A 23,053-nucleotide genomic window follows, 5' to 3' on the forward strand; every position below is an offset into this window, starting at 1 on the left:
AGCAAAAAGGGGGCTTGGCCCCCTTTTTGCCACCTCGAAAACCACTTGTCGCCAGCGCAGCTACCTGTTTGTAACTTGTCGCGGTCTATAAGCAGTGGTTTTCCAGGAAGAATTGATCGCCCGTTCGGTCGGGTGGAATGGTTGAAAACCTATCCAAGAGGATTTTGAAATGGCAGAGATTACTGCAGCGTTGGTCAAAGAACTGCGCGAGCGTACCGGCGAAGGCATGATGGACTGCAAGAAAGCCTTGACCAAGGCTGGCGGCGACATCGAGAAAGCCATTGATGACATGCGTGCTTCGGGCGCCATCAAGGCTGCCAAGAAAGCTGGCAACGTTGCCGCTGAAGGCGCCATCGCCATCAAGGACGACGGTAAAGCCGCCGTTCTGCTGGAAGTCAACTCCCAGACCGACTTCCTGGCTCTGCAGGACGACTTCAAGGCATTCGTCGCTGCCAGCGTCGACAAAGCCTTCGCTGACAAACTGACCGACGCAGCTCCGCTGATCGAAACTCAGGAAGAAGCGCGCCTGGTCCTGGTTGGCAAGACCGGCGAGAACGTCAACATCCGTCGCCTGGTTCGCGTTGAAGGTGACGTGGTCGGTACCTACCTGCACGGTAACAAGATCGGTGTTGCAGTTGTCCTGAAGGGCGGCGATACCGAGCTGGCGAAAGACATCGCCATGCACGTAGCTGCAACCAACCCTGAGTTCCTGCTGCCGTCCGACGTTTCGGCTGAAGCGATCGAGCGCGAGAAGGGCGTTTTCCTGCAGCTGAACGAAGAGAAGCTGAAAGGCAAGCCTGCCGAAATCGCCGAGAAAATGGTCAGCGGCCGTATCTCCAAGTTCCTGGCCGAAGCCAGCCTGGTTGAGCAGGCTTTCGTCAAGAACCCGGAAATCAAGGTCGGCGACCTGGCGAAGAAAGCCGGTGCTGAAATCGTTTCCTTCACCTACTTCAAAGTGGGCGAAGGCATCGAGAAGCCGGTCGACAACTTCGCTGAAGAAGTTGCTGCCCAGGTAGCTGCTGCCAGCAAGCAATAAGACGGTTTCCATAACGTCGCCCAGAAGAGGCTGCCCGCTTAACGCGCGCAGCCTCTTTTCGGATGGGGATGCCGATTTTTATTGGTTTCCTGTCGGAACTGGCTTACAAAGCCGTGTTCCGATGGCGCTGTGTCAGCGTCAAGCTAGAGTGAACGAGGCTGCAAACAGTCCGTTAAGAATTTTTTGAAAAAATACGCCGCAGGAGAGATTCGCAATGGCTCAGCAGGGCAGTGGTTATCAGGCTCGCTATAAACGCATTCTACTCAAGCTTAGCGGCGAGGCCCTGATGGGCTCGGAGGAGTTCGGGATCGACCCGAAAGTGCTGGATCGCATGGCCCTGGAAGTAGGCCAGTTGGTCGGGATCGGCGTTCAGGTCGGGCTGGTCATCGGCGGCGGCAACCTGTTCCGTGGCGCAGCGCTGAGCGCGGCCGGCATGGATCGGGTCACGGGCGACCACATGGGCATGCTGGCCACTGTGATGAACGCCCTGGCTATGCGCGACGCACTGGAGCGTGCCAATATTTCGGCCATCGTGATGTCGGCCATTTCCATGGTTGGCGTGACCGATCACTACGATCGCCGCAAAGCCATGCGCCACCTCAACTCCAAGGAAGTGGTGATTTTTGCCGCCGGTACCGGTAATCCGTTCTTCACCACGGATTCCGCAGCCTGCCTGCGAGCGATCGAGATCGATGCCGATGTCGTGCTCAAGGCAACCAAGGTGGATGGTGTGTATACCGCCGACCCGTTCAAAGACCCGCATGCCGAGAAGTTCGATCATCTGACCTACGATGAAGTGCTGGATCGCAAGCTGGGTGTCATGGACCTGACGGCTATCTGCCTGTGCCGCGACCATAAGATGCCGTTGCGCGTTTTCAATATGAACAAGCCTGGCGCCCTGCTGAACATCGTCCATGGCGGCGCCGAAGGAACACTGATCGAGGAAGTTCAACAATGATCAACGAAATCAAGAAAGACGCTCAAGAGCGCATGCAGAAGTCCTTGGAGTCTCTGGCCCACGCATTCGGCCAGATTCGTACCGGCAAGGCTCACCCGAGCATCCTCGGCAGCGTCATGGTGCCTTACTACGGCGCTGACACACCGCTGAGCAGCGTCGCCAACGTCACCGTGAAAGATTCGCGCACCCTGCAGGTCGTGGCTTTCGAGCGCAACATGCTCGCTGCTGTAGACAAGGCCATCCAGAGCGCCGGTCTGAACCTCAACCCAACCAACCTGGGTGAGTTGCTGCTGATCCCGATGCCGGCCCTCACCGAGGAAACGCGCAAAGGCTTCACCAAACAGGCCCGTAGCGCGGCGGAAGACGCGCGTGTTGCCGTGCGCAATATCCGTCGCGACGCGTTGGGTGAGCTGAAGAAGCTGATCAAGGACAAGGCAATCAGTGAAGACGAAGAGCGTCGTGCCATCGCTGATATCGATAAGTTGACCAAGGAATCCGAGGCCCAGATCACCAAGGCCACGGACGAGAAAGAAAAAGACCTGATGGCCGTATAAGGGTCTCGCTTTAATGGATAAGACCAAGCAGGCCGTGCCGTTCGCGGTGCCGCGCCACGTGGCGATCATCATGGACGGCAATAACCGCTGGGCCAAGAAACGCTTCATGCCCGGTGTCGCCGGGCACAAGGCTGGGGTTGATGCGGTTCGTGCTGTCATCGAGGTGTGCGCGGAGGCAGGGGTCGAGGTGCTCACCCTGTTCGCCTTTTCCAGTGAAAATTGGCAACGTCCGGCCGATGAGGTCAGCGCCTTGATGGATCTGTTCCTCAAGGCGTTGCGGCGTGAGGCCAAGCGTCTGGATGAGAACAAGATCAGCCTGCGGATCATTGGTGATCGTTCGCGTTTTCATCCGGAGCTGCAAGCTGCCATGCGTGAAGCCGAGTCCGCCACGGCGGGCGCTGATCGGTTTGTCCTGCAAATTGCCGCCAACTATGGCGGGCAGTGGGACATCGCCCAGGCGGCCCAGCGACTGGCGCGGGAAGTCCAGGCGGGCCATCTGCGCCCCGAGGACATTACACCCGACCTGCTGCAAACCTGTCTGGCGACCGGCGACTTGCCGTTGCCTGACTTGTGCATCCGCACCGGTGGCGAGCACCGCATCAGTAATTTCCTGCTCTGGCAGCTGGCTTACGCCGAGCTGTATTTCTCCGACCTGTTCTGGCCGGACTTCAAACACGAAGCCATGCGCACCGCACTGGCCGATTTCGCTTCCCGTCAGCGTCGTTTCGGTAAAACGAGCGAGCAGATCGAAGCTGGAGCCCGGGTTTAATGCTCAAACAACGAATCATCACTGCCCTGATCCTGCTGCCCATTGCCTTGGGCGGCTTTTTCCTGCTCGAGGGTGGCAGTTTTGCACTGTTCATCGGCCTGGTCGTGACCTTGGGGGCTTGGGAATGGGCTCGGCTGGCGGGTTTCCCTGCACAGTCGGCGCGCGTGGCCTACGCGGCGGCTGTGGCGGCCATGTTGTTCATCATGTACGTGGTGCCTGGCCTTGCGCCTTGGGTGCTGGGCGCTGCGGTGCTGTGGTGGGCGATGGCGACTTTCCTGGTCCTGACCTACCCGCGGACGACGCACCATTGGGCCAATGCGGCGACCAAGCTGGTGATCGGCCTGCTGATCCTGCTGCCGGCCTGGCAAGGGCTGATCTGGATCAAGCAGGGGGCGCTGGGCAACTGGCAGATCATGGCGGTGATGGTGTTGGTCTGGGGCGCCGATGTCGGGGCTTACTTCTCCGGTCGGGCTTTTGGCAAGCGCAAGCTCGCGCCAAAGGTCAGTCCAGGCAAAAGCTGGGAAGGCGTCTATGGCGGCCTGGCCTTGAGCCTGGTGATCACCACCGTGGTCGGCTTCGTGCGGGACTGGACGGTCGCGCAATTGCTGATGGGGCTGTTTGGCGCCGCCCTGATCGTGTTCGTGTCCGTGGTCGGTGACCTGACCGAAAGCATGTTCAAGCGCCAATCCGGAATCAAGGACAGCAGTAACCTGCTGCCTGGCCATGGTGGCGTGCTGGATCGCATCGACAGCCTGACCGCCGCGATCCCGATCTTCGCGGTGCTGTTGTGGATGGCGGCATCGTGAGTCGTCCCCAGCAGATTACCGTCCTGGGGGCCACCGGTTCGATAGGTCTCAGTACGCTGGATGTGATTGGCCGGCACCCGGAGCGCTATCAGGTATTCGCCCTCAGCGGCTTTACTCGCCTCAACGAGCTGCTGGCGCTGTGCATTCGCCATGCGCCGCGGTTTGCCGTGGTGCCCGAGGCCGGCGTGGCTCGGGCATTGCAGGATGACCTGAATGCGGCCGGCTTGCAGACGCGCGTACTGGTGGGGGAGGAGGGCTTGTGTCAGGTGGCCTCCGATCCTGAAGTCGATGCCGTGATGGCAGCGATTGTTGGCGCGGCGGGCTTGCGTCCAACGCTGGCGGCGGTGGAGGCTGGCAAGAAAATCCTGCTGGCCAACAAGGAAGCGCTGGTGATGTCGGGTGCGCTGTTCATGCAGGCGGTGCGCAAGAGTGGCTCGGTGCTGCTGCCTATCGACAGCGAACACAACGCGATTTTTCAATGCATGCCCCGGGATTTTTCCCGTGGCCTGGGTGCGGTCGGTGTCAGGAGGATTCTTCTGACAGCCTCTGGTGGTCCCTTCCGGCAGACACCGCTGGAAGAATTGGTGCATGTTTCACCCGACCAGGCTTGCGCTCATCCGAACTGGTCCATGGGGCGCAAGATCTCCGTGGATTCGGCCAGCATGATGAACAAGGGGCTGGAACTGATCGAGGCCTGCTGGCTGTTCGATGCAAAGCCGGCCCAGGTCGAGGTGGTCATCCATCCACAAAGCGTTATCCACTCCCTTGTGGACTATGTAGATGGCTCGGTGCTGGCCCAGTTGGGTAATCCGGACATGCGCACACCTATTGCCAATGCTTTGGCCTGGCCGGAGCGGATTGATTCAGGTGTCGCACCCTTGGACCTGTTTGCCATTGCTCGGCTGGACTTCCAGGCGCCCGATGAGCAACGTTTTCCCTGCCTGCGCCTGGCGCGACAGGCGGCCGAGGCGGGCAACAGCGCGCCGGCCATGCTTAACGCCGCCAACGAGGTGGCAGTTGCAGCGTTTCTCGATGGGCGTGTCCGCTACCTCGAGATCGCGAGTATCATCGAGGAGGTCTTGAATCTCGAAGCCGTGGTTTCGCTCGATGACCTCGATGCGGTATTCACGGCGGATGCCAGGGCTCGCGAGCTGGCGGGCCGATGGTTGCAGCGCCACGGGCGCTAAGGCTGCGGTACGTTAGCCAGGGTTGTCCCAGGCAGGATTGTGGAGAAAACAGATGAGCGCGCTCTATATGATTGTCGGCACCCTGGTTGCACTGGGGGTGCTGGTCACTTTTCACGAATTCGGCCATTTCTGGGTCGCGCGTCGCTGTGGCGTCAAGGTTCTGCGCTTTTCCGTCGGTTTCGGCATGCCGTTGTTGCGCTGGCATGACAAGAAAGGCACCGAGTTCGTCGTGGCAGCCATCCCATTGGGCGGCTACGTCAAGATGCTCGATGAGCGCGAAGGCGAAGTCCCGGCCGATCAGCTTGATCAGTCTTTCAATCGAAAGACCGTCCGTCAGCGCATCGCTATCGTCGCGGCGGGCCCGATTGCCAACTTCCTGCTGGCCATGGTGTTTTTCTGGGCGCTGGCCATGCTGGGCAGTGAGCAGGTACGGCCTGTCATCGGCGCGGTCGAGGCGGGTAGCGTTGCGGCGCGGGCCGGGTTGGGCGCGGGCCAGGAAATCGTTGCCATCGACGGCGAGCCGACATCGGGTTGGGCTGCGGTCAACTTGCAGTTGGTACGTCGCCTGGGTGAAAGCGGCTCGCTGCAATTGATGGTGCGTGAACAGGGCTCGACGGCGGACTCGCCTCGGGAGCTGGTCCTCGACAACTGGCTCAAGGGCGCCGATGAACCCGACCCGATCCGTTCCCTGGGGATTCGCCCATGGCGTCCCGCTCTGCCGCCCGTGCTTGCCGAACTCGATCCGAAAGGCCCGGCTAGCGCTGCTGGCCTGAAAACGGGCGACCGTTTGCTGGCATTCGACGGCCAGCCTGTCAGTGACTGGCAGCAGGTCGTCGACTCGGTTCGTGTTCGCCCTGATACCAAAATCATGCTGCGTGTCGAGCGCGATGGTGCTTCAATCGACGTCCCTGTCGCCTTGGCTGCCCGCGGTGAGAGCAAGGCGCCGACCGGTTACCTGGGGGCTGGCGTCAAGGCGGTCGACTGGCCACCGGAAATGATCCGGGAGGTCAGCTTCGGTCCTGTCGCGGCAATCGGTGAGGGTGTGCGGCGTACTTGGACCATGAGTGTCCTGACCCTCGACTCGCTGAAGAAAATGTTGTTCGGCGAGCTCTCGGTAAAAAACTTGAGTGGACCGATAACCATTGCTAAAGTGGCGGGCGCTTCTGCCCAGTCGGGCGTTGCTGATTTCCTGAATTTCCTTGCTTATCTGAGCATTAGCCTGGGGGTTCTGAATTTGCTGCCCATCCCGGTACTGGATGGGGGGCATCTGCTGTTTTATCTGATCGAGTGGGCGCGTGGTCGTCCCTTGTCGGATCGGGTGCAAGGTTGGGGGATACAGATCGGTATCAGCTTGGTGGTCGGGGTGATGTTGCTTGCCTTGGTCAACGATCTGGGTCGTCTGTAACGCTTCGCTGAATTGCGAATCTGCCGCATTTTGCGGCAGTTTGTTTATTGCCAGTTGGAATAAGAAAGGACTTCATGAAACGTCTGCTGCTAACTGCGGTTCTCACCGTATTGATGATCGCCGAAGTTCACGCCGAGTCCTTCACTATCTCTGATATTCGCGTCAACGGCCTCCAGCGGGTTTCCGCGGGTAGCGTCTTTGGTGCCTTGCCGCTGAACGTCGGCGAGCAGGCGGATGATCGGCGCCTGGTGGAATCCACTCGTGCGTTGTTCAAGACCGGGTTCTTTCAAGATATCCAGCTGGGCCGCGACGGCAATGTCCTGGTCATCACGGTAGTCGAGCGCCCATCGGTCGCCAGTATCGAGATCGAGGGCAACAAGGCGATCTCCACCGAAGACCTGATGAAAGGCCTGAAGCAATCGGGCCTGGCGGAAGGCGAGATCTTCCAGCGCGCGACACTCGAAGGCGTTCGTAACGAGTTGCAACGCCAGTACGTTGCCCAGGGCCGCTACTCGGCCACCGTTGATACCGAAGTCGTCCCGCAACCGCGCAACCGCGTTGGCCTGAAGGTGAACATCAACGAAGGCACCGTCGCCGCCATCCAGCACATCAACGTGGTAGGCAATACGGTTTTCCCAGACGAAGACCTGATCGACCTGTTCGAACTCAAGACCACCAACTGGTTGTCGTTCTTCAAGAACGACGACAAGTACGCCCGTGAAAAACTCTCCGGTGACCTGGAGCGCCTGCGTTCCTACTACCTGGACCGTGGCTACATCAACATGGACATTGCTTCGACCCAGGTGTCCATTACCCCGGACAAGAAGCACGTCTACATCACCGTCAACGTCAACGAAGGCGAGAAATACACCGTTCGTGACGTCAAGCTCAGCGGCGACCTGAAGGTCCCTGAAGACCAGGTCAAGTCGCTTCTGCTGGTGCAGAAGGGCCAGGTATTCTCGCGCAAGCTGATGACCACCACGTCCGAGCTGATCACCCGTCGCCTCGGTAACGAGGGCTACACCTTCGCCAACGTCAACGGCGTGCCACAGCCACACGATGAAGACCATACCGTCGACATCACCTTTGCCGTGGACCCGGGCAAGCGCGCCTACGTCAATCGCATCAACTTCCGTGGCAACACCAAGTCCGAGGACGAAGTGCTGCGCCGTGAAATGCGCCAGATGGAAGGTGGCTGGGCTTCGACCTACCTGATCGACCAATCCAAGACCCGCCTGGAGCGCCTCGGCTTCTTCAAGGAAGTCAACGTCGAGACCCCGGCCGTACCGGGCGTCGATGACCAGGTTGACGTGAACTACAGTGTCGAGGAACAGGCTTCCGGTTCGATCACCGCGAGCGTCGGTTTCGCCCAGAGCGCAGGCTTGATCCTGGGCGGTTCGATCACCCAGAACAACTTCCTCGGTACCGGTAACAAGGTCAGCATCGGCCTGACCCGTAGCGAATACCAGACCCGCTACAACTTCGGCTACGTGGACCCCTACTGGACCGCCGACGGCGTGAGCCTGGGCTACAACGCCTTCTATCGCACCACTGACTACGACGAACTCGATTCCGATGTCTCCAGCTATGCAGTTGACAGCCTGGGTGCCGGCGTCAACGTAGGTTATCCAATCAGCGAGACTTCGCGTCTTACGTTCGGGCTCACCGCCCAGCAGGACGAGATCAGCACCGGCCGCTATACCGTTGACGAGATCTTCGATTTCGTCGAGAAGGAAGGCGACAAGTACCTGAACTTCAAGGCGTCTGTTGGTTGGTCCGAGTCGACCCTGAACAAGGGCGTATTGGCGACACGTGGTCACTCCCAGAGCCTGGTGCTTGAATCGACCGTACCGGGCAGCGACCTGTCGTTCTTCAAGCTCGATTATCGCGGCCAACTGTTCCAGCCGCTGACCGATAACTACACCATGCGCCTGCACACCGAGCTGGGTTATGGCGATGGCTACGGTTCGACTGACGGCCTGCCGTTCTACGAGAACTACTACGCGGGTGGTTTCAACTCGGTACGCGGCTTCAAGGACAGCACCCTGGGGCCTCGCAGTACGCCGAGCCGTGGCGCAGCCGTCACTGGCAACCAAGGGACCATCCGGGATCCGGACCAGGATCCGCTTCCATTCGGTGGTAACGTCCTGATTCAGGGCGGGGTTGAAGTGCTGTTCCCGATGCCGTTCGTCAAGGACCAGCGCTCCCTGCGTACCTCTGTATTCTGGGACGTGGGTAACGTATTCGACTCCAGTTGCGATAACGCCACCAACAACAATGGCACGTCATCCAATGCAGAATGCAACGACATCAGCCTCAGCAACCTTGCCAGTTCCGTCGGCGTGGGCGTGACCTGGGTCACCGCGCTGGGCCCGTTGAGTTTCGCGCTGGCGATGCCGATCAAGAAACCGGATGACGCTGAAACCCAAGTGTTCCAATTTTCCCTCGGCCAGACGTTCTAAGTGTCCGGCCCAAGATAACGACAATGGATTTTGTAGGAGTACATCGTGCGTAAGTTGACTCAATTGGTTCTCCTGGCGACCGTACTGGTCGCAGGTCCGGCTTTTGCCGACATGAAGATCGCCGTGCTGAATTATCAGATGGCCCTGCTGGAGTCCGATGCGGCGAAGAAGTATGCCGTGGACGCGGAGAAGAAATTCGGCCCGCAACTGACCAAGCTCAAGGGCCTGGAAAGCAGCGCCAAGGGTATCCAGGACCGTCTGGTCGCCGGTGGCGACAAGATGGCCCAGGGCGAGCGCGAGCGTCTTGAGCTGGAATTCAAGCAGAAGGCCCGCGACTTCCAGTTCCAATCCAAGGAACTGAACGAAGCGAAAGCCGTGGCGGACCGCGAAATGCTCAAGCAGCTCAAGCCGAAACTCGACAGCGCCGTGGAAGAAGTCATCAAGAAAGGTGGTTTCGACCTGGTGTTCGAGCGCGGCGCAGTGATCGATGTCAAACCTCAATACGACATCACGCGCCAGGTCATCGAGCGCATGAATCAGCTGAAGTAATCCATGACAGCGACTATCAAGCTCGGCCAACTGGCTGAGTTCCTCGGCGCCACCCTGCGTGGCGACCCGGAGAAGGCAATTACTGGGCTAGCCACTTTGCAAGAGGCTGGCCCAGCTCAGTTGAGCTTTCTGGCAAATCCCCAATACCGCAAATACCTGGCGGACAGCCGGGCCGCAGCGCTGTTGCTGAAGGCCGGTGATGCCGAAGGGTTTGCTGGCGATGCGCTGATCGTGGCCGATCCTTACCTGGCGTATGCGCGGATTTCCCATCTGTTCGACCCCAAGCCCAAATCGCCTGCTGGCGTTCATCCGAGCGCGGTAATCGCGGCGGATGCGATCGTCGACCCCACGGCCAGCATCGGGCCTTTTGTCGTCATCGAAAGCGCGGCCCGGATTGGCGCTGGCGTGACGCTGGGCGCCCACTGCTTTGTCGGCGCGCGTAGCGAGATCGGCGAGGGTGGCTGGCTGGCTCCGCGCGTCACCCTGTATCACGATGTGCGCATCGGCAAGCGGGTGGTGATTCAGTCTGGCGCGGTGCTGGGCGGTGAAGGGTTTGGTTTTGCCAACGAGAAAGGCGTCTGGCAGAAGATCGCCCAGATCGGTGGCGTGACCGTTGGCGATGATGTGGAGATTGGCGTCAATACCGCGATCGACCGTGGTGCGCTGGCCGACACCGTCATCGGTAACGGCGTCAAGCTCGACAACCAGATCCAGATCGCCCACAACGTCCAGGTCGGTGACCATACCGCCATGGCCGCTTGCGTGGGCATTTCCGGCAGTACCAAGATCGGCAGGCATTGCATGCTGGCCGGTGGCGTAGGGCTGGTAGGTCACATCGAAATCTGTGACAACGTTTTCCTGACCGGCATGACCATGGTCACCCACTCGATTACCGAGCCGGGCGCCTATTCATCCGGTACGGCCATGCAGCCGGCAGCCGAATGGCGCAAGAGCGCGGCGCGTATCCGCCAGCTCGACGACATCGCGCGGCGCCTCAAGCAGGTGGAAAAGCGTGTAGGGGACGTGACCCCTGGCGGTAATGCTTCATCAGATGGCTGATACCATTTCCATATCAAGTGTGCACAGCCGTTAGGGCATCTTGATTTGCTAGCGGAGTGCGCGTCACTCGTGCGCTCCCAATCTTTACATAGGCTTCCCCCCGAAATGATGGACATCAACGAGATTCGCGAATACCTGCCTCACCGTTACCCGTTCCTGCTGGTGGATCGGGTCGTGGACCTGGATGTTGAAGGCAAGCGCATTCGCGCCTACAAGAATGTCAGCATCAACGAACCGTTCTTCAATGGCCACTTCCCCGCGCATCCAATCATGCCGGGCGTGTTGATCATCGAAGCGATGGCTCAGGCTGCCGGGATCCTTGGTTTCAAAATGCTCGACGTGAAGCCTGCCGATGGCACGCTCTACTACTTCGTCGGCTCCGACAAGCTGCGCTTTCGCCAGCCAGTGACCCCGGGCGATCAATTGATCCTCGAGGCCAAGTTCATCAGTTGCAAGCGCCAGATCTGGAAGTTCGAATGCCAGGCCTCGGTCGATGGCAAGCCGGTCTGCTCCGCTGAAATCATCTGCGCGGAACGCAAACTATGAGTTTGATTGACCCTCGCGCAATCATCGATCCGTCGGCCGTGCTGGCCGCCGATGTCGAGGTTGGCCCTTGGTCGATCATCGGCGCAGGTGTGGAAATCGGCGAGGGCACGGTGATCGGCCCCCACGTAATTCTCAAGGGGCCGACCCGAATCGGCCGGCACAATCGTATCTACCAGTTTTCATCGGTAGGCGAGGACACGCCCGATCTGAAATACAAAGGTGAAGAAACCCGCCTGGTCATTGGCGATCACAACGTGATCCGCGAAGGCGTGACGATTCACCGTGGCACCGTCCAGGACCGTTCCGAAACGACACTGGGCGACCATAACCTGATCATGGCCTATGCCCACATCGGCCACGACAGCGTCATCGGCAACCATTGCATCCTGGTCAACAACACTGCGTTGGCCGGCCATGTGCACGTGGATGACTGGGCGATCCTGTCCGGCTTCACCCTGGTCCACCAGTATTGCCATATCGGCGCCCATAGCTTCTCCGGCATGGGCACGGCCATCGGCAAGGACGTTCCCGCATACGTCACCGTGTTCGGTAACCCGGCCGAAGCCCGCAGCATGAACTTCGAGGGCATGCGTCGTCGTGGTTTCAGCGAAGAGGCGATTACGGCGCTGCGCCGCGCCTACAAGGTTGTCTATCGCCAGGGCCTGACGGTCGAGCAGGCGCTGGCCGAACTGGCCGAAGCGTCGACGCAGTTCCCGGAAGTCGCGATATTCCGTGATTCCATCCAGTCATCGACTCGCGGCATCACGCGCTGACCATGGCCAATCTGCGTATCGCGCTGGTGGCGGGGGAGGCTTCCGGTGACATTCTGGGTGCCGGTCTGATGCGTGCGCTCAAGGCGCAGCATCCCGCAGTCGAATTCATCGGGGTTGGTGGGCCATTGATGCAGGCCGAAGGGCTGGAGTCCTACTTCCCCATGGAGCGCCTGTCAGTCATGGGCCTGGTGGAAGTGCTCGGTCGCTTGCGGGAGCTGCTGGCCCGGCGCAAGAAGCTGATCCAGACGCTGATCGAAGAAAAACCGGACGTCTTCATCGGTATCGATGCGCCGGATTTCACCCTCAATATCGAACTCAAATTGCGCCAGGCGGGTATCAAGACCGTGCATTACGTCAGCCCGTCGGTCTGGGCCTGGCGGCAGAAACGCGTGTTGAAGATCCGCGAAGGTTGCGACCTGATGCTGACGCTGCTGCCGTTCGAAGCCCGTTTCTACGAAGAAAAAGGCGTGCCGGTGCGGTTTGTCGGACACACCCTGGCCGATACCATTCCCCTGGAGGCGGACCGCGCGGCGGCGCGCCAGGCGTTGAACCTGCCTGCAGGGCCGCTGGTGGCATTGATGCCCGGCAGTCGCGGCGGCGAAGTCAGTCGCCTGGGCGGCCTGTTCTTCGACGCCGCTGAACGCCTCCGGGCGATGCGGCCCGGCGTACGTTTTGTCCTGCCGTGTGCCAGTCCGCAGCGGCGAGTCCAGCTCGAAGCGCTGCTGGCCGGGCGCGATTTGCCGGTTACCTTGCTCGACGGCCAATCCCATCAAGCACTGGCCGCTTGTGATGCGGTGTTGATTGCGTCAGGCACTGCTACCCTTGAAGCGTTGTTGTACAAACGCCCAATGGTGGTCGCCTATCGCCTGGCGCCGCTGACGTTCTGGATTCTCAAGCGCATGGTCAAGAGCCCTTACGTTTCCTTGCCCAATCTCCTGGCCCAGCGCCTGCTGGTCCCTGAGCTGCTGCAAGACGACGCGACCGCCGAGGCGCTGGCCACCACGCTGTCGCCCTTGATCGACGGCGGCGAGGAACAGACCCGGGGTTTTGACGAAATTCACCGTACCCTGCGTCGCGATGCCTCCAACCAGGCGGCTGACGCGGTACTGACCCTGATTGGCGCAAAACCATGAGCAACGTAAAGCTACAGATGGGCCTGGACTTCAACCTGGTCGCTGAAGTCGAAGAACTCGTTGCCGGTGTCGATGAAGTCGGGCGTGGGCCTTTGTGCGGTGCGGTGGTGACGGCGGCGGTGATCCTTGATCCGAACCGGCCGATCCTGGGTCTGGATGATTCCAAGAAGCTCACCGAGGCCCGTCGCGAGAAGCTCTACGATGAAATCTGCGAAAAGGCCCTGAGCTGGTGCATCGCCCGGGCCGAAGTCGAAGAAATCGATGAGCTCAATATCCTGCACGCCACCATGCTCGCCATGCAGCGTGCGGTGCAGGGGCTGCATATCACGCCGAAGCTGGCGATGATCGACGGCAATCGTTGCCCGAAACTGTCGATGCGCGCCGAAGCGGTCATCCAGGGCGACGGCAAAGTGCCGGCCATCGCGGCGGCTTCGATCCTGGCCAAGGTCAGTCGTGATCGGGAAATGGCCGCGTTCGAGCTGATCTATCCAGGCTATGGCATCGGCAGCCACAAGGGTTATCCGACCCCCGTCCACCTGGAAGCCCTGGCGCGCCTTGGCCCGACGCCGATTCATCGGCGATCGTTTGCCCCGGTTAGGCTGGCTTATGAAGCTCGGGATGGGTTGATCGTGAGCGAGGGGTTCACCTGATTCATCGTGGCGGGGGGGCGGTCGCCCCCAGGGGGGGGGCCCCCCCCGGGGGGGGGGGGGGGCCCCCCCCCCCCCCGCCACGGGTTCAATCCTCAAGAGAATGGGTTGCTGGCTGATGTTTTACCCAAGGCCCGGTACAATCCGGGCCTTGTTGTTTTCATGACTTAACGCAGGATCACTATGCCGGCTTCATTCGTTCATCTACGCCTGCACACTGAATACTCCCTGGTCGACGGTCTGGTGCGGATCAAGCCCCTGGTCAAGACGCTGGTGGGCATGAACATGCCTGCCGTGGCCGTTACCGACCAGAACAACATGTGTTCGCTGGTCAAGTTCTACAAGAACGCCATGGGCGCAGGGATCAAGCCGATCTGCGGCGCCGACCTGTGGCTGGCGAACAAGGACCCGGACGCGCCGCTGAGCCGAATCAGCCTGCTGGTGATGAACGCCTTGGGCTACCGCAACCTCACCGAGCTGATTTCCCGCGGCTTTATCGACGGCCAGCGCAATGGCTCGATCATCATCGAGCGCGAGTGGGTGGCCGAGGCCAGCGAAGGGCTGATCATGCTGTCGGCGGCCAAGGAGGGTGAAATCGGCCAGGCCCTGCTCAGCGGCAATGTCGAAGAAGCCGAACAACTGGCCCGCGACTGGATGGCGGTGTTCCCGGATCGCTTCTACATCGAAGTGCAGCGCACCAACCGTCCCAATGACGAAGAACACCTGCACGCCGCCGTAGCCCTCGCCGACAAGCTCGGTGCGCCGCTGGTGGCGACCAACGACGTGCGGTTCATCAAGCAGGAAGATTTCGAGGCCCACGAAACCCGCGTCTGCATCGGTGAGGGCCGGGCCCTCGACGACCCCCGTCGGCCGAAAAACTACAGCGACCAGCAATACCTCAAGAGCGCCGAGGAAATGGCGGAGCTGTTCAGCGACTTGCCCGAAGCGCTGGAAAACACCGTCGAGATCGCCAAGCGTTGCAACATCGAAGTGAAGCTGGGCAAGCACTTCCTGCCCAACTTCCCGATTCCCGATGGGATGACCATCGATGAATATTTCCGCAAGGTCTCGTTCGACGGCCTCGAAGAACGCCTGAGCGTCCTGCTGCCCAAGGACACCACTGAAGATTACGAAGCCAAGCGCCAGGTCTATGTCGATCGGTTGAATTTCGAGCTGGATATCATCATCCAGATGGGGTTCCCCGGTTACTTCCTGATCGTGATGGACTTTATCCAGTGGGCCAAGAGCAACGGCGTGCCCGTTGGCCCTGGCCGGGGGTCGGGTGCCGGTTCGCTGGTGGCCTACGTGCAGAAGATCACCGACCTCGACCCGCTGGAATATGACCTGCTGTTCGAACGTTTCCTCAACCCGGAACGGGTTTCCATGCCCGACTTCGACGTCGACTTCTGCATGGACGGCCGCGACCGGGTGATCGACTACGTGGCCGAGAAATACGGCCGCAACGCGGTGAGCCAGATCATTACCTTCGGTTCCATGGCTGCCAAGGCTGTGGTGCGCGACGTGGCGCGGGTGCAGGGCAAGTCCTACGGTCTGGCGGATCGCCTGTCGAAGATGATCCCGTTCGAAGTCGGCATGACCCTGGAAAAAGCCTACGAGCAGGAAGAAATCCTGCGGGACTTCATCAAGGTCGATGAGGAAGCTGCGGAAATCTGGGAGATGGCCCGCAAGCTCGAAGGCGTGGTGCGTAACGTCGGCAAGCACGCCGGTGGTGTGGTGATCGCGCCGACCAAGCTGACTGACTTCTCGCCGATCTATTGCGATGAAGAGGGCGACGGCCTGGTCACCCAGTTCGACAAGGATGACGTCGAGGCGGCGGGCCTGGTGAAGTTCGACTTCCTCGGCCTGCGGACCCTGACCATCATCGACTGGGCGCTGAAAACCATCAACCGCGACCGGGCCAAGGTCGGCGAAGAGCCGCTGGACATTGCCTTTATTCCGCTGGACGACAAGCCGACCTACAGCCTGTTGCAGAAAGCCGAAACCACCGCGGTGTTCCAGCTTGAATCCCGAGGCATGAAGGAGCTGATCAAGAAGCTCAAGCCCGACTGCCTGGAAGACTTGATCGCACTGGTGGCCCTGTTCCGTCCGGGCCCGCTGCAATCGGGCATGGTGGATGACTTCATCAACCGCAAGCACGGTCGCGCCGAGCTGGCGTACCCGCACCCCGACTACCAGTACGAAGGCTTGAAGCCGGTATTGGCACCGACCTACGGCATCATCCTGTATCAGGAACAGGTGATGCAGATTGCCCAGGTGATGGCCGGCTACACCCTCGGTGGCGCGGACATGCTGCGTCGAGCCATGGGTAAGAAAAAACCCGAGGAGATGGCCAAGCAGCGCGGTGGCTTCATCGAAGGTTGCGCGAACAATGGCATCGATGCGGACCTGGCGGGCAACATTTTCGACCTGGTGGAAAAGTTCGCCGGCTACGGCTTCAACAAATCCCACTCCGCCGCCTATGGCCTGGTCTCGTACCAGACTGCATGGTTGAAGGCACACTACCCGGCGCCGTTCATGGCGGCGGTGCTGTCGGCGGATATGCACAACACCGACAAGGTCGTGACCTTGATCGAAGAAGTGCGGACCATGAAGCTGCGCCTCGACGCGCCGGACGTGAACGCTTCGGAGTTCAAGTTCACGGTGAACGATGAAGGCCGCATCATCTATGGCCTCGGCGCGATCAAGGGCGTGGGTGAAGGCCCGGTGGAGGCGATTACCGAAGCGCGCCAGGACGGGCCATTCAAGGATCTGTTCGATTTCTGCGCGCGGGTTGACCTCAAACGCATCAACAAGCGCACCCTCGACGGTTTGATCCGCAGCGGCGCGCTGGACCGCCTGGGGCCTTATTTTCACGATGAGCCGAAGGCCTACCAGGCCAACATCGATCGCAATCGCGCGGTGTTGCTGGCGGCGATGGAAGAAGCGATCAAGGCCGCCGAACAGACCGCCCGCACCCATGACAGCGGCCACGCCGACCTGTTTGGCGGGCTGTTCGTCGAGGAAGACGCCGACGTCTATGGCAACCATCGCAAAGCCAAGGAGCTGACCCTCAAGGAGCGCCTCAAGGGTGAGAAAGACACCTTGGGCCTGTACCTGACCGGTCACCCGATCGACGAATACGAAGGCGAGATCCGCCGCTTCGCCCGCCAGCGCATCATCGACCTGAAGCCGGCTCGCGACACGCAAACGGTCGCCGGCATGATCATCGCCCTGCGGGTGATGAAAAACAAAAAAGGCGACAAGATGGGTTTCATCACCCTGGACGACCGCTCCGGGCGCATCGAGGCGTCGTTGTTCGCCGATGCGTTCCATTCCGCGCAGTCGTTGTTGCAGACCGATGCGATGGTCGTCGTGGAAGGGGAAGTCAGTAACGACGACTTCTCCGGTGGCCTGCGGCTGCGGGTCAAGCGCGTGATGAGCATGGAGGATGCCCGTACCAACCTGGCCGAGAGCCTGCGCCTGAAGTTGCAAACCCAGGATCTGAAAGGCGATCAGCTACGCTGGCTGGGCGAGTTGTTCAAGCGCCATCGCGGTGCTTGTCCGATCACCATGGAGTATGTACGACCCGACGCCAAGGCCGTGCTGCAGTTCGGCGAAGGTTGGCGGATCGATCCGGCGGATGCGTTGATTCAAGCCTTGCGTGACCAGTTCGGCAAAGACAACGTCTTCCTCCAATACCGTTGACGGCCAGGGGCCACTTCCGTATTCGGAGCGCCCCTGACCTCGACTCGAATTTTTAATCTCGACCTGAACGCGCCTCTCCCTTAAGGTAGGGCGCGAATAGACAACCGGCCGGCCCAAGCTCTCTTGGACGTCGACCCAAGACGGACGCCTATGAACCCGAATTTTCTAGATTTCGAACAGCCGATCGCCGACCTTCAAGCCAAGATCGAAGAGTTGCGCTTGGTCGGTAACGACAATTCGCTGAATATTGGCGATGAAATCTCTCGGCTGCAGGACAAGAGCCGCACGCTGACTGAAGACATCTTCGGCAAGCTGACCAGCTGGCAGATCGCGCGTCTGGCGCGTCACCCGCGTCGTCCCTATACCCTGGACTACATCGACCACATCTTTACCGAGTTCGATGAGCTGCACGGCGACCGTCACTTCTCCGACGACGCCGCGATCGTCGGCGGCGTTGCCCGCCTGGACGACCAGCCGGTGATGGTGATCGGTCACCAGAAGGGCCGCGAAGTGCGCGAGAAGGTGCGTCGCAACTTCGGCATGCCGCGTCCGGAAGGCTACCGCAAGGCCTGCCGCCTGATGGAAATGGCCGAACGCTTCAAGATGCCGATCCTGACCTTCATCGACACCCCGGGCGCTTACCCAGGCATCGACGCCGAAGAGCGCAACCAGAGCGAAGCGATCGCCTGGAACCTGCGCGTCATGGCCCGCCTGAAAACCCCGATCATCGCCACCGTGATCGGCGAAGGCGGTTCGGGCGGTGCGTTGGCCATCGGTGTCTGCGATCAGTTGAACATGCTGCAATACTCCACCTACGCGGTGATCTCGCCGGAAGGCTGCGCCTCTATCCTCTGGAAAACCGCCGAGAAGGCGCCGGATGCCGCTGAAGCCATGGGCATCACCGCTGAGCGTCTCAAAGGCCTGGGCATCGTTGATAAAGTGATCAACGAGCCAGTGGGCGGCGCCCACCGTGACCCGGCTGCGGCCGCTGCGCTGATTCGCGCGGAGCTGAGTTCGCAGCTGTCGATGCTCAAGAAGTTCGACAACGACGCGTTGCTGGCCCGTCGTTATGAGCGGTTGATGAGCTACGGCCTCTGATCCAAGCGTTGTACCCTGTGTGGGAGCGAGCTTGCTCGCGATGGCGGTTTAACATTCAACCGATAAGTTGACTGATACACCGCCATCGCGAGCAAGCTCGCTCCCACATTTGATTGGTGTGAAGGCAAGTTTCCATGAATCAGCCCAGGATTGATCTGCCAACCCGGCTCCTCACACAGCTATCTCCCTGGCGCAACGCCGCCCACTGGCGCATCGCCTTCTCCGGTGGCCTCGATTCCACCGTCCTGCTGCACCTGCTCGTTTCCCTGGCCAAAAACCAAGCCCTGCCACCGCTCAGCGCCATCCATATCCATCATGGTCTCCAGGTCGTGGCCGAGGCGTGGCCGGAACATTGTCGCAGGGTCTGCGAGGCCCTTGGGGTGCCGCTTGAAGTGGTCAGCGTTGAGGTCCGGCCAGGCGCCAGTGTCGAGCGCGCCGCCCGGGATGCGCGTTACGCGGCTTTCACCGCCGCGACACAAGACAACGAAGTACTGCTCACCGCCCAGCACCGGGACGATCAAGCCGAGACCCTGCTGTTTCGTTTGCTGCGTGGGGCGGGCGCGCGAGGCCTCGCGGCGATGCCGAGGCAGCGACCACTGGGCCGGGGACATTTGCTGCGACCATTGCTCGATGTATCCCGCGTGGAGTTGGAGGCCTATGCCAGCCGGCATGGCTTGAGCTGGGTCGAGGACCCTTCCAACGATGACCATCGTTACGCCCGCAATTTCCTGCGCCAACGGGTCTTTCCGGTCTTGGCCGAACAGTGGCCCCAGGCATCCACGACCCTCGCCCGCAGCGCCGCGCACCTGAGCGAGGCGCAAGGCTTGCTAGACGAGTTGGCGCAGATCGATCTGGAGTGTGCCATGAGCGCCAGCGCGTTCGACTGGCTCGGGTTGCGGTCCCTTGAGCTGGCGCCCTTGCGCGCTTTGTCTGCGGCCCGCCAGCGCAACGCATTGAGTCATTGGCTGGCACCGGTGACTAAGCTTCCCGACAGTGATCATTGGGTGGGCTGGGACTCGTTGCGTGACGCCAGGGGCGATGGCCATCCGGTCTGGCGCCTGGCGGACGGAGAATTGCACCGGACCGGCGGACGCATCTGGTGGTTATCCGACCATTGGCGACAGCCGGTCTCGGGTCCGATTGAATGGCCTGAGGTCGATCGGCCATTGTTGCTGCCGGGTAATGGTCGGGTAATTCTTCTTGGCGCAGCCCCCTCGGGAGCGCTTTGCATCCGCTATCGCCAGGGCGGTGAAATCATGGAATTGCCGGGGCGCGGGCACCGGGATCTCAAGCGTTTGCTCAACGAAAACGGCGTGCCGGCGTTCGTACGTGGCCGTTTGCCGCTCCTGTATCGGGGCGAGCAATTGCTGGGGTTGGCCAGCCTTCAGGGATTCGATCGGGGGACTGATGGCAGTTGGCAACTGATCTGGCAGCCATGAAAGCCAAGATCTGGGTTTGAGCTGAAAGGGGCTTTCCGGTAGACTACGCTCCCTTCTTGATACAACTTCTGTGGATTCGCCTGAATTGCAGGAGTTGCCGATTACCAAGCAGTCTTTGCTGGGCGATTCCAAAAAATGTGTAGCGAACAACGTACCGGTGATTTCACCTCCGGTCTGTCCCGACGCGGCGGTTTTTTTGAAAGGTGCACTGTGATTAATGCAGGTGATCGGGGGCTTCGGCCTTCCTTCGCTTTCCCCGGCGGCTCGGACCGCTTTAACGCAGACTTCTAGGGTTTTTCATGACGCGCTACATATTCGTCACGGGCGGTGTTGTTTCTTCATTGGGGAAAGGCATTGCCTCGGCTTCATTGGCGGCCATCCTGGAGGCGCGGGGACTTAAGGTCACCATGCTCAAGCTGGACCCGTACATCAATGTCGACCCGGGCACCATGAGCCCGTTCCAGCACGGTGAAGTGTTCGTCACCCACGACGGCGCCGAGACCGACCTGGACCTGGGCCACTACGAGCGGTTCATCCGCACGACCATGACCCAGAACAACAACTTCACCACCGGCCGTGTCTACGAGCACGTCCTGCGCAAAGAGCGTCGTGGTGACTACCTTGGCGCAACCATCCAGGTCATCCCGCACATCACCGACGAAATCAAGCGCCGCATCATCAAGGGTGCCGGCGACGCGGACGTGGCGATGGTCGAGATCGGCGGCACTGTGGGCGACATCGAGTCCCAGCCGTTCCTTGAAGCCATCCGCCAGTTGCGTTTCGAAATCGGTGCCAAGCGCGCGATGCTGATGCACCTGACCCTGGTGCCGTACATCGCCACCGCCGGCGAAACCAAGACCAAGCCAACCCAGCACTCGGTCAAGGAACTGCGTTCCATCGGCCTGCAGCCGGACGTGCTGATCTGCCGCTCCGATCACCCGATCGACATCTCCTCGCGTCGCAAGATCGCCCAGTTCACCAACGTGGAAGAACGTGCGGTCATCGGCCTGGAAGACGCCGACACCATCTACAAGATCCCGGGCATCCTGCACTCCCAGGGCCTCGATGACTTCGTTGTCGAGCGCTTCGGCCTGCAATGCGCCAGCGCCGACCTGTCCGAGTGGGACGCCGTGGTCGATGCCAAGCTCAATCCAGAGCACGAAGTCACCATCGCCATGGTCGGCAAGTACATGGAGCTGCTGGACGCCTACAAGTCGCTGATCGAAGCGATGAGTCATGCCGGCATCAGCAACCGCACCAAGGTCAACCTGCGCTACATCGACTCCGAAGACATCGAGAACCAGGGCACCGGCCTGCTCGAAGGCGCCGATGCGATCCTCGTACCGGGCGGCTTTGGCCTGCGCGGCGTGGAAGGCAAGATCACCGCCGTGCAATACGCCCGCGAGAACAAGGTGCCGTACCTGGGCATCTGCCTCGGGATGCAAGTGGCGGTCATCGAGTTCGCCCGTAACGTGATGGGCTGGAAAGACGCCAACTCCACCGAATTCGATCGTGCCAGTGGCCACCCGGTCGTGGGCCTGATCACCGAGTGGGAAGATGCCACCGGCGCCGTCGAAGTGCGTACCGAAAGCTCGGACCTGGGCGGCACCATGCGCCTCGGCGCGCAGGAATGCCTGCTCGAAGCCGGCTCCAAGGTGCACGATTGCTACGCCAAGGACGTGATCGTCGAGCGTCATCGCCACCGCTACGAAGTGAACAACAACCTGCTGCCACAACTGATCGAAGCCGGCCTGAAGATTTCCGGTCGTTCCGGTGACGGTGCACTGGTTGAAGTGGTCGAGGCTGCGGACCATCCATGGTTCGTCGCCTGCCAGTTCCACCCGGAGTTCACTTCGACACCGCGCGACGGTCACCCGCTGTTCAGTGGTTTCGTGAAAGCCGCTTTGGCTCAACACCAGAAAAAGGCATAAGACGATGGCCCAGAAGATCATCCGCGTTGGCGACATCGAGATTGCCAACGACAAACCCATGGTGCTGTTTGGCGGCATGAACGTGCTGGAAAGCCGCGACATGGCGATGCAGGTCTGCGAGGAGTATGTGAAGGTTACCCAGAAACTGGGTATTCCATACGTCTTCAAGGCCAGCTTCGACAAGGCCAACCGTTCGTCGGTGACTTCCTACCGTGGTCCGGGCCTGGAAGAGGGGATGCGGATTTTCCAGGACATCAAGCAAGCCTTCGGCGTGCCGATCATCACCGACGTCCACGAGCCTGACCAGGCCGCGGTGGTCGCCGAGGTCTGCGACATCATCCAGTTGCCGGCCTTCCTGTCGCGCCAGACCGACCTGGTGGTCGCGATGGCCAAGACTGGCGCCGTGATCAACATCAAGAAAGCCCAGTTCCTCGCACCCCAGGAAATGAAACACATCCTGAGCAAGTGCGAAGAGGCCGGCAACGACCAGTTGATCCTCTGCGAGCGGGGTTCGAGCTTCGGCTACAACAACCTCGTGGTGGACATGCTCGGTTTCGGCATCATGAAGCAGTTCGAGTACCCGGTGTTCTTCGACGTGACCCACGCGCTGCAAATGCCTGGCGGTCGCTCCGATTCCGCGGGTGGTCGTCGCGCCCAGGTCACCGACCTGGCCAAGGCCGGCATGAGCCAGTCCCTGGCTGGCCTGTTCCTTGAAGCCCACCCTGACCCTGACAACGCCAAGTGCGACGGCCCTTGTGCCTTGCGCTTGAACAAGCTGGAACCTTTCCTGTCTCAGCTCAAGTCGCTGGATGAACTGGTCAAGGGTTTTCCGACGATAGAAACCGCGTAACGCGATTTTCTCCGGTAAAGTACCGCTCGATAAACGCTCTGGCCTGCGGGCCGGGCGTTGTCGTCGGCAAGCCTGCCCGCTGCTCTATCCCGCCGACGATAAAAGATTTCCTCTCGCTGCGTCGTTTTCGTCAACTTTGGAGTGTT

18 protein-coding genes and 1 pseudogene are annotated in these 23,053 nt (G+C 60.5%); all 19 read left to right on the top strand.

Annotation, left to right across the window (positions count from 1 at the left end; all coding sequences use genetic code 11):
- Positions 1–169: 169 nt before the first annotated feature.
- The 19 genes and pseudogenes from tsf to kdsA all read left to right on the top strand — a co-directional run bounded on the left by tsf (position 170) and on the right by kdsA (position 22,907).
- A complete protein-coding gene (gene tsf, locus JMN22_RS13665) occupies positions 170–1,036 on the top strand; it encodes a translation elongation factor Ts (protein ID WP_198796344.1) in 867 nt (288 codons plus the stop codon).
- Between the two features lie 214 nt (positions 1,037–1,250).
- Positions 1,251–1,994 carry a UMP kinase gene (gene pyrH / locus JMN22_RS13670; RefSeq protein WP_003198235.1) on the top strand — a complete coding sequence of 248 codons (744 nt, stop codon included), beginning with the start codon at positions 1,251–1,253 and terminating at the stop codon, positions 1,992–1,994.
- Complete coding sequence (gene frr, locus JMN22_RS13675) at positions 1,991–2,548, top strand: ribosome recycling factor (RefSeq protein WP_030139489.1); 558 nt, start codon at positions 1,991–1,993, stop codon at positions 2,546–2,548. Before pyrH ends, frr begins: the two co-directional genes overlap by 4 nt.
- Before the next feature lie 13 nt (positions 2,549–2,561).
- Positions 2,562–3,317: a polyprenyl diphosphate synthase gene (uppS, locus tag JMN22_RS13680; protein ID WP_030139488.1), complete on the top strand. Its 756-nt coding sequence runs from the start codon at positions 2,562–2,564 to the stop codon at positions 3,315–3,317.
- Complete coding sequence (locus JMN22_RS13685; RefSeq protein WP_030139487.1) at positions 3,317–4,123, top strand: phosphatidate cytidylyltransferase; 807 nt, start codon at positions 3,317–3,319, stop codon at positions 4,121–4,123. The genes uppS and JMN22_RS13685 overlap by 1 nt, the downstream gene beginning before the upstream one ends.
- Positions 4,120–5,310, top strand: coding sequence for a 1-deoxy-D-xylulose-5-phosphate reductoisomerase (gene ispC, locus JMN22_RS13690; protein ID WP_198796345.1), 1,191 nt, complete (start codon positions 4,120–4,122; stop codon positions 5,308–5,310). Before JMN22_RS13685 ends, ispC begins: the two co-directional genes overlap by 4 nt.
- Positions 5,311–5,362: 52 nt before the next feature.
- Complete coding sequence (gene rseP / locus JMN22_RS13695; RefSeq protein WP_198796346.1) at positions 5,363–6,715, top strand: RIP metalloprotease RseP; 1,353 nt, start codon at positions 5,363–5,365, stop codon at positions 6,713–6,715.
- Positions 6,716–6,789: 74 nt separating this feature from the next.
- Entirely contained in the window at positions 6,790–9,177 is a 2,388-nt protein-coding gene (gene bamA / locus JMN22_RS13700; RefSeq protein WP_030139484.1) for an outer membrane protein assembly factor BamA, read from the top strand.
- Positions 9,178–9,222: 45 nt separating this feature from the next.
- The gene (locus JMN22_RS13705) at positions 9,223–9,726 is read left to right on the top strand and encodes an OmpH family outer membrane protein (protein ID WP_003184901.1); all 504 of its coding nucleotides are present in this window, start codon (positions 9,223–9,225) and stop codon (positions 9,724–9,726) included.
- A 3-nt stretch (positions 9,727–9,729) separates the two neighbouring features.
- Positions 9,730–10,785, top strand: coding sequence for a UDP-3-O-(3-hydroxymyristoyl)glucosamine N-acyltransferase (gene lpxD / locus JMN22_RS13710; RefSeq protein ID WP_030139483.1), 1,056 nt, complete (start codon positions 9,730–9,732; stop codon positions 10,783–10,785).
- A 105-nt stretch (positions 10,786–10,890) separates the two neighbouring features.
- Positions 10,891–11,331: a 3-hydroxyacyl-ACP dehydratase FabZ gene (fabZ, locus tag JMN22_RS13715; protein WP_003184897.1), complete on the top strand. Its 441-nt coding sequence runs from the start codon at positions 10,891–10,893 to the stop codon at positions 11,329–11,331.
- Entirely contained in the window at positions 11,328–12,104 is a 777-nt protein-coding gene (lpxA, locus tag JMN22_RS13720) for an acyl-ACP--UDP-N-acetylglucosamine O-acyltransferase (protein WP_030139482.1), read from the top strand. The genes fabZ and lpxA overlap by 4 nt, the downstream gene beginning before the upstream one ends.
- Before the next feature lie 2 nt (positions 12,105–12,106).
- Positions 12,107–13,237 carry a lipid-A-disaccharide synthase gene (lpxB, locus tag JMN22_RS13725; protein WP_198796347.1) on the top strand — a complete coding sequence of 377 codons (1,131 nt, stop codon included), beginning with the start codon at positions 12,107–12,109 and terminating at the stop codon, positions 13,235–13,237.
- Positions 13,234–13,887: a ribonuclease HII gene (gene rnhB / locus JMN22_RS13730; protein WP_030139480.1), complete on the top strand. Its 654-nt coding sequence runs from the start codon at positions 13,234–13,236 to the stop codon at positions 13,885–13,887. Before lpxB ends, rnhB begins: the two co-directional genes overlap by 4 nt.
- A 180-nt stretch (positions 13,888–14,067) precedes the next feature.
- Positions 14,068–17,589 carry a DNA polymerase III subunit alpha gene (gene dnaE, locus JMN22_RS13735; protein ID WP_198796348.1) on the top strand — a complete coding sequence of 1,174 codons (3,522 nt, stop codon included), beginning with the start codon at positions 14,068–14,070 and terminating at the stop codon, positions 17,587–17,589.
- Between the two features lie 150 nt (positions 17,590–17,739).
- Positions 17,740–18,687 (top strand): acetyl-CoA carboxylase carboxyltransferase subunit alpha, encoded by a 948-nt coding sequence (locus JMN22_RS13740; RefSeq protein ID WP_024779026.1) that lies wholly within the window; start codon positions 17,740–17,742, stop codon positions 18,685–18,687.
- Positions 18,688–18,821: 134 nt separating this feature from the next.
- Positions 18,822–20,151, top strand: a pseudogene (tilS, locus tag JMN22_RS13745) (tRNA lysidine(34) synthetase TilS).
- A gap of 274 nt (positions 20,152–20,425) precedes the next feature.
- Entirely contained in the window at positions 20,426–22,057 is a 1,632-nt protein-coding gene (locus tag JMN22_RS13750; protein ID WP_030139477.1) for a CTP synthase, read from the top strand.
- A gap of 4 nt (positions 22,058–22,061) precedes the next feature.
- On the top strand, positions 22,062–22,907 hold the full coding sequence (gene kdsA / locus JMN22_RS13755) for a 3-deoxy-8-phosphooctulonate synthase (RefSeq protein ID WP_030139476.1): 846 nt from the start codon (positions 22,062–22,064) through the stop codon (positions 22,905–22,907).
- Positions 22,908–23,053: the final 146 nt, after the last annotated feature.

The sequence above is a fragment of the Pseudomonas sp. HB05 genome (assembly GCF_016756915.1).
Classification (GTDB): Bacteria; Pseudomonadota; Gammaproteobacteria; order Pseudomonadales; family Pseudomonadaceae; genus Aquipseudomonas; species Aquipseudomonas alvandae.

Excerpts from the sequence above, each read along its gene's own strand:
- bamA (WP_030139484.1), top strand. The coding sequence starts at position 6,790 with ATGAAACGTCTGCTGCTAACTGCGGTTCTCACCGTATTGATGATCGCC.
- frr (WP_030139489.1), top strand. The coding sequence starts at position 1,991 with ATGATCAACGAAATCAAGAAAGACGCTCAAGAGCGCATGCAGAAGTCC.
- JMN22_RS13750 (WP_030139477.1), top strand. The coding sequence starts at position 20,426 with ATGACGCGCTACATATTCGTCACGGGCGGTGTTGTTTCTTCATTGGGG.
- lpxB (WP_198796347.1), top strand. The coding sequence starts at position 12,107 with ATGGCCAATCTGCGTATCGCGCTGGTGGCGGGGGAGGCTTCCGGTGAC.
- tsf (WP_198796344.1), top strand. The coding sequence starts at position 170 with ATGGCAGAGATTACTGCAGCGTTGGTCAAAGAACTGCGCGAGCGTACC.
- pyrH (WP_003198235.1), top strand. The coding sequence starts at position 1,251 with ATGGCTCAGCAGGGCAGTGGTTATCAGGCTCGCTATAAACGCATTCTA.
- lpxA (WP_030139482.1), top strand. The coding sequence starts at position 11,328 with ATGAGTTTGATTGACCCTCGCGCAATCATCGATCCGTCGGCCGTGCTG.
- dnaE (WP_198796348.1), top strand. The coding sequence starts at position 14,068 with ATGCCGGCTTCATTCGTTCATCTACGCCTGCACACTGAATACTCCCTG.
- JMN22_RS13685 (WP_030139487.1), top strand. The coding sequence starts at position 3,317 with ATGCTCAAACAACGAATCATCACTGCCCTGATCCTGCTGCCCATTGCC.
- rseP (WP_198796346.1), top strand. The coding sequence starts at position 5,363 with ATGAGCGCGCTCTATATGATTGTCGGCACCCTGGTTGCACTGGGGGTG.
- uppS (WP_030139488.1), top strand. The coding sequence starts at position 2,562 with ATGGATAAGACCAAGCAGGCCGTGCCGTTCGCGGTGCCGCGCCACGTG.
- lpxD (WP_030139483.1), top strand. The coding sequence starts at position 9,730 with ATGACAGCGACTATCAAGCTCGGCCAACTGGCTGAGTTCCTCGGCGCC.
- rnhB (WP_030139480.1), top strand. The coding sequence starts at position 13,234 with ATGAGCAACGTAAAGCTACAGATGGGCCTGGACTTCAACCTGGTCGCT.
- kdsA (WP_030139476.1), top strand. The coding sequence starts at position 22,062 with ATGGCCCAGAAGATCATCCGCGTTGGCGACATCGAGATTGCCAACGAC.
- JMN22_RS13740 (WP_024779026.1), top strand. The coding sequence starts at position 17,740 with ATGAACCCGAATTTTCTAGATTTCGAACAGCCGATCGCCGACCTTCAA.
- fabZ (WP_003184897.1), top strand. The coding sequence starts at position 10,891 with ATGATGGACATCAACGAGATTCGCGAATACCTGCCTCACCGTTACCCG.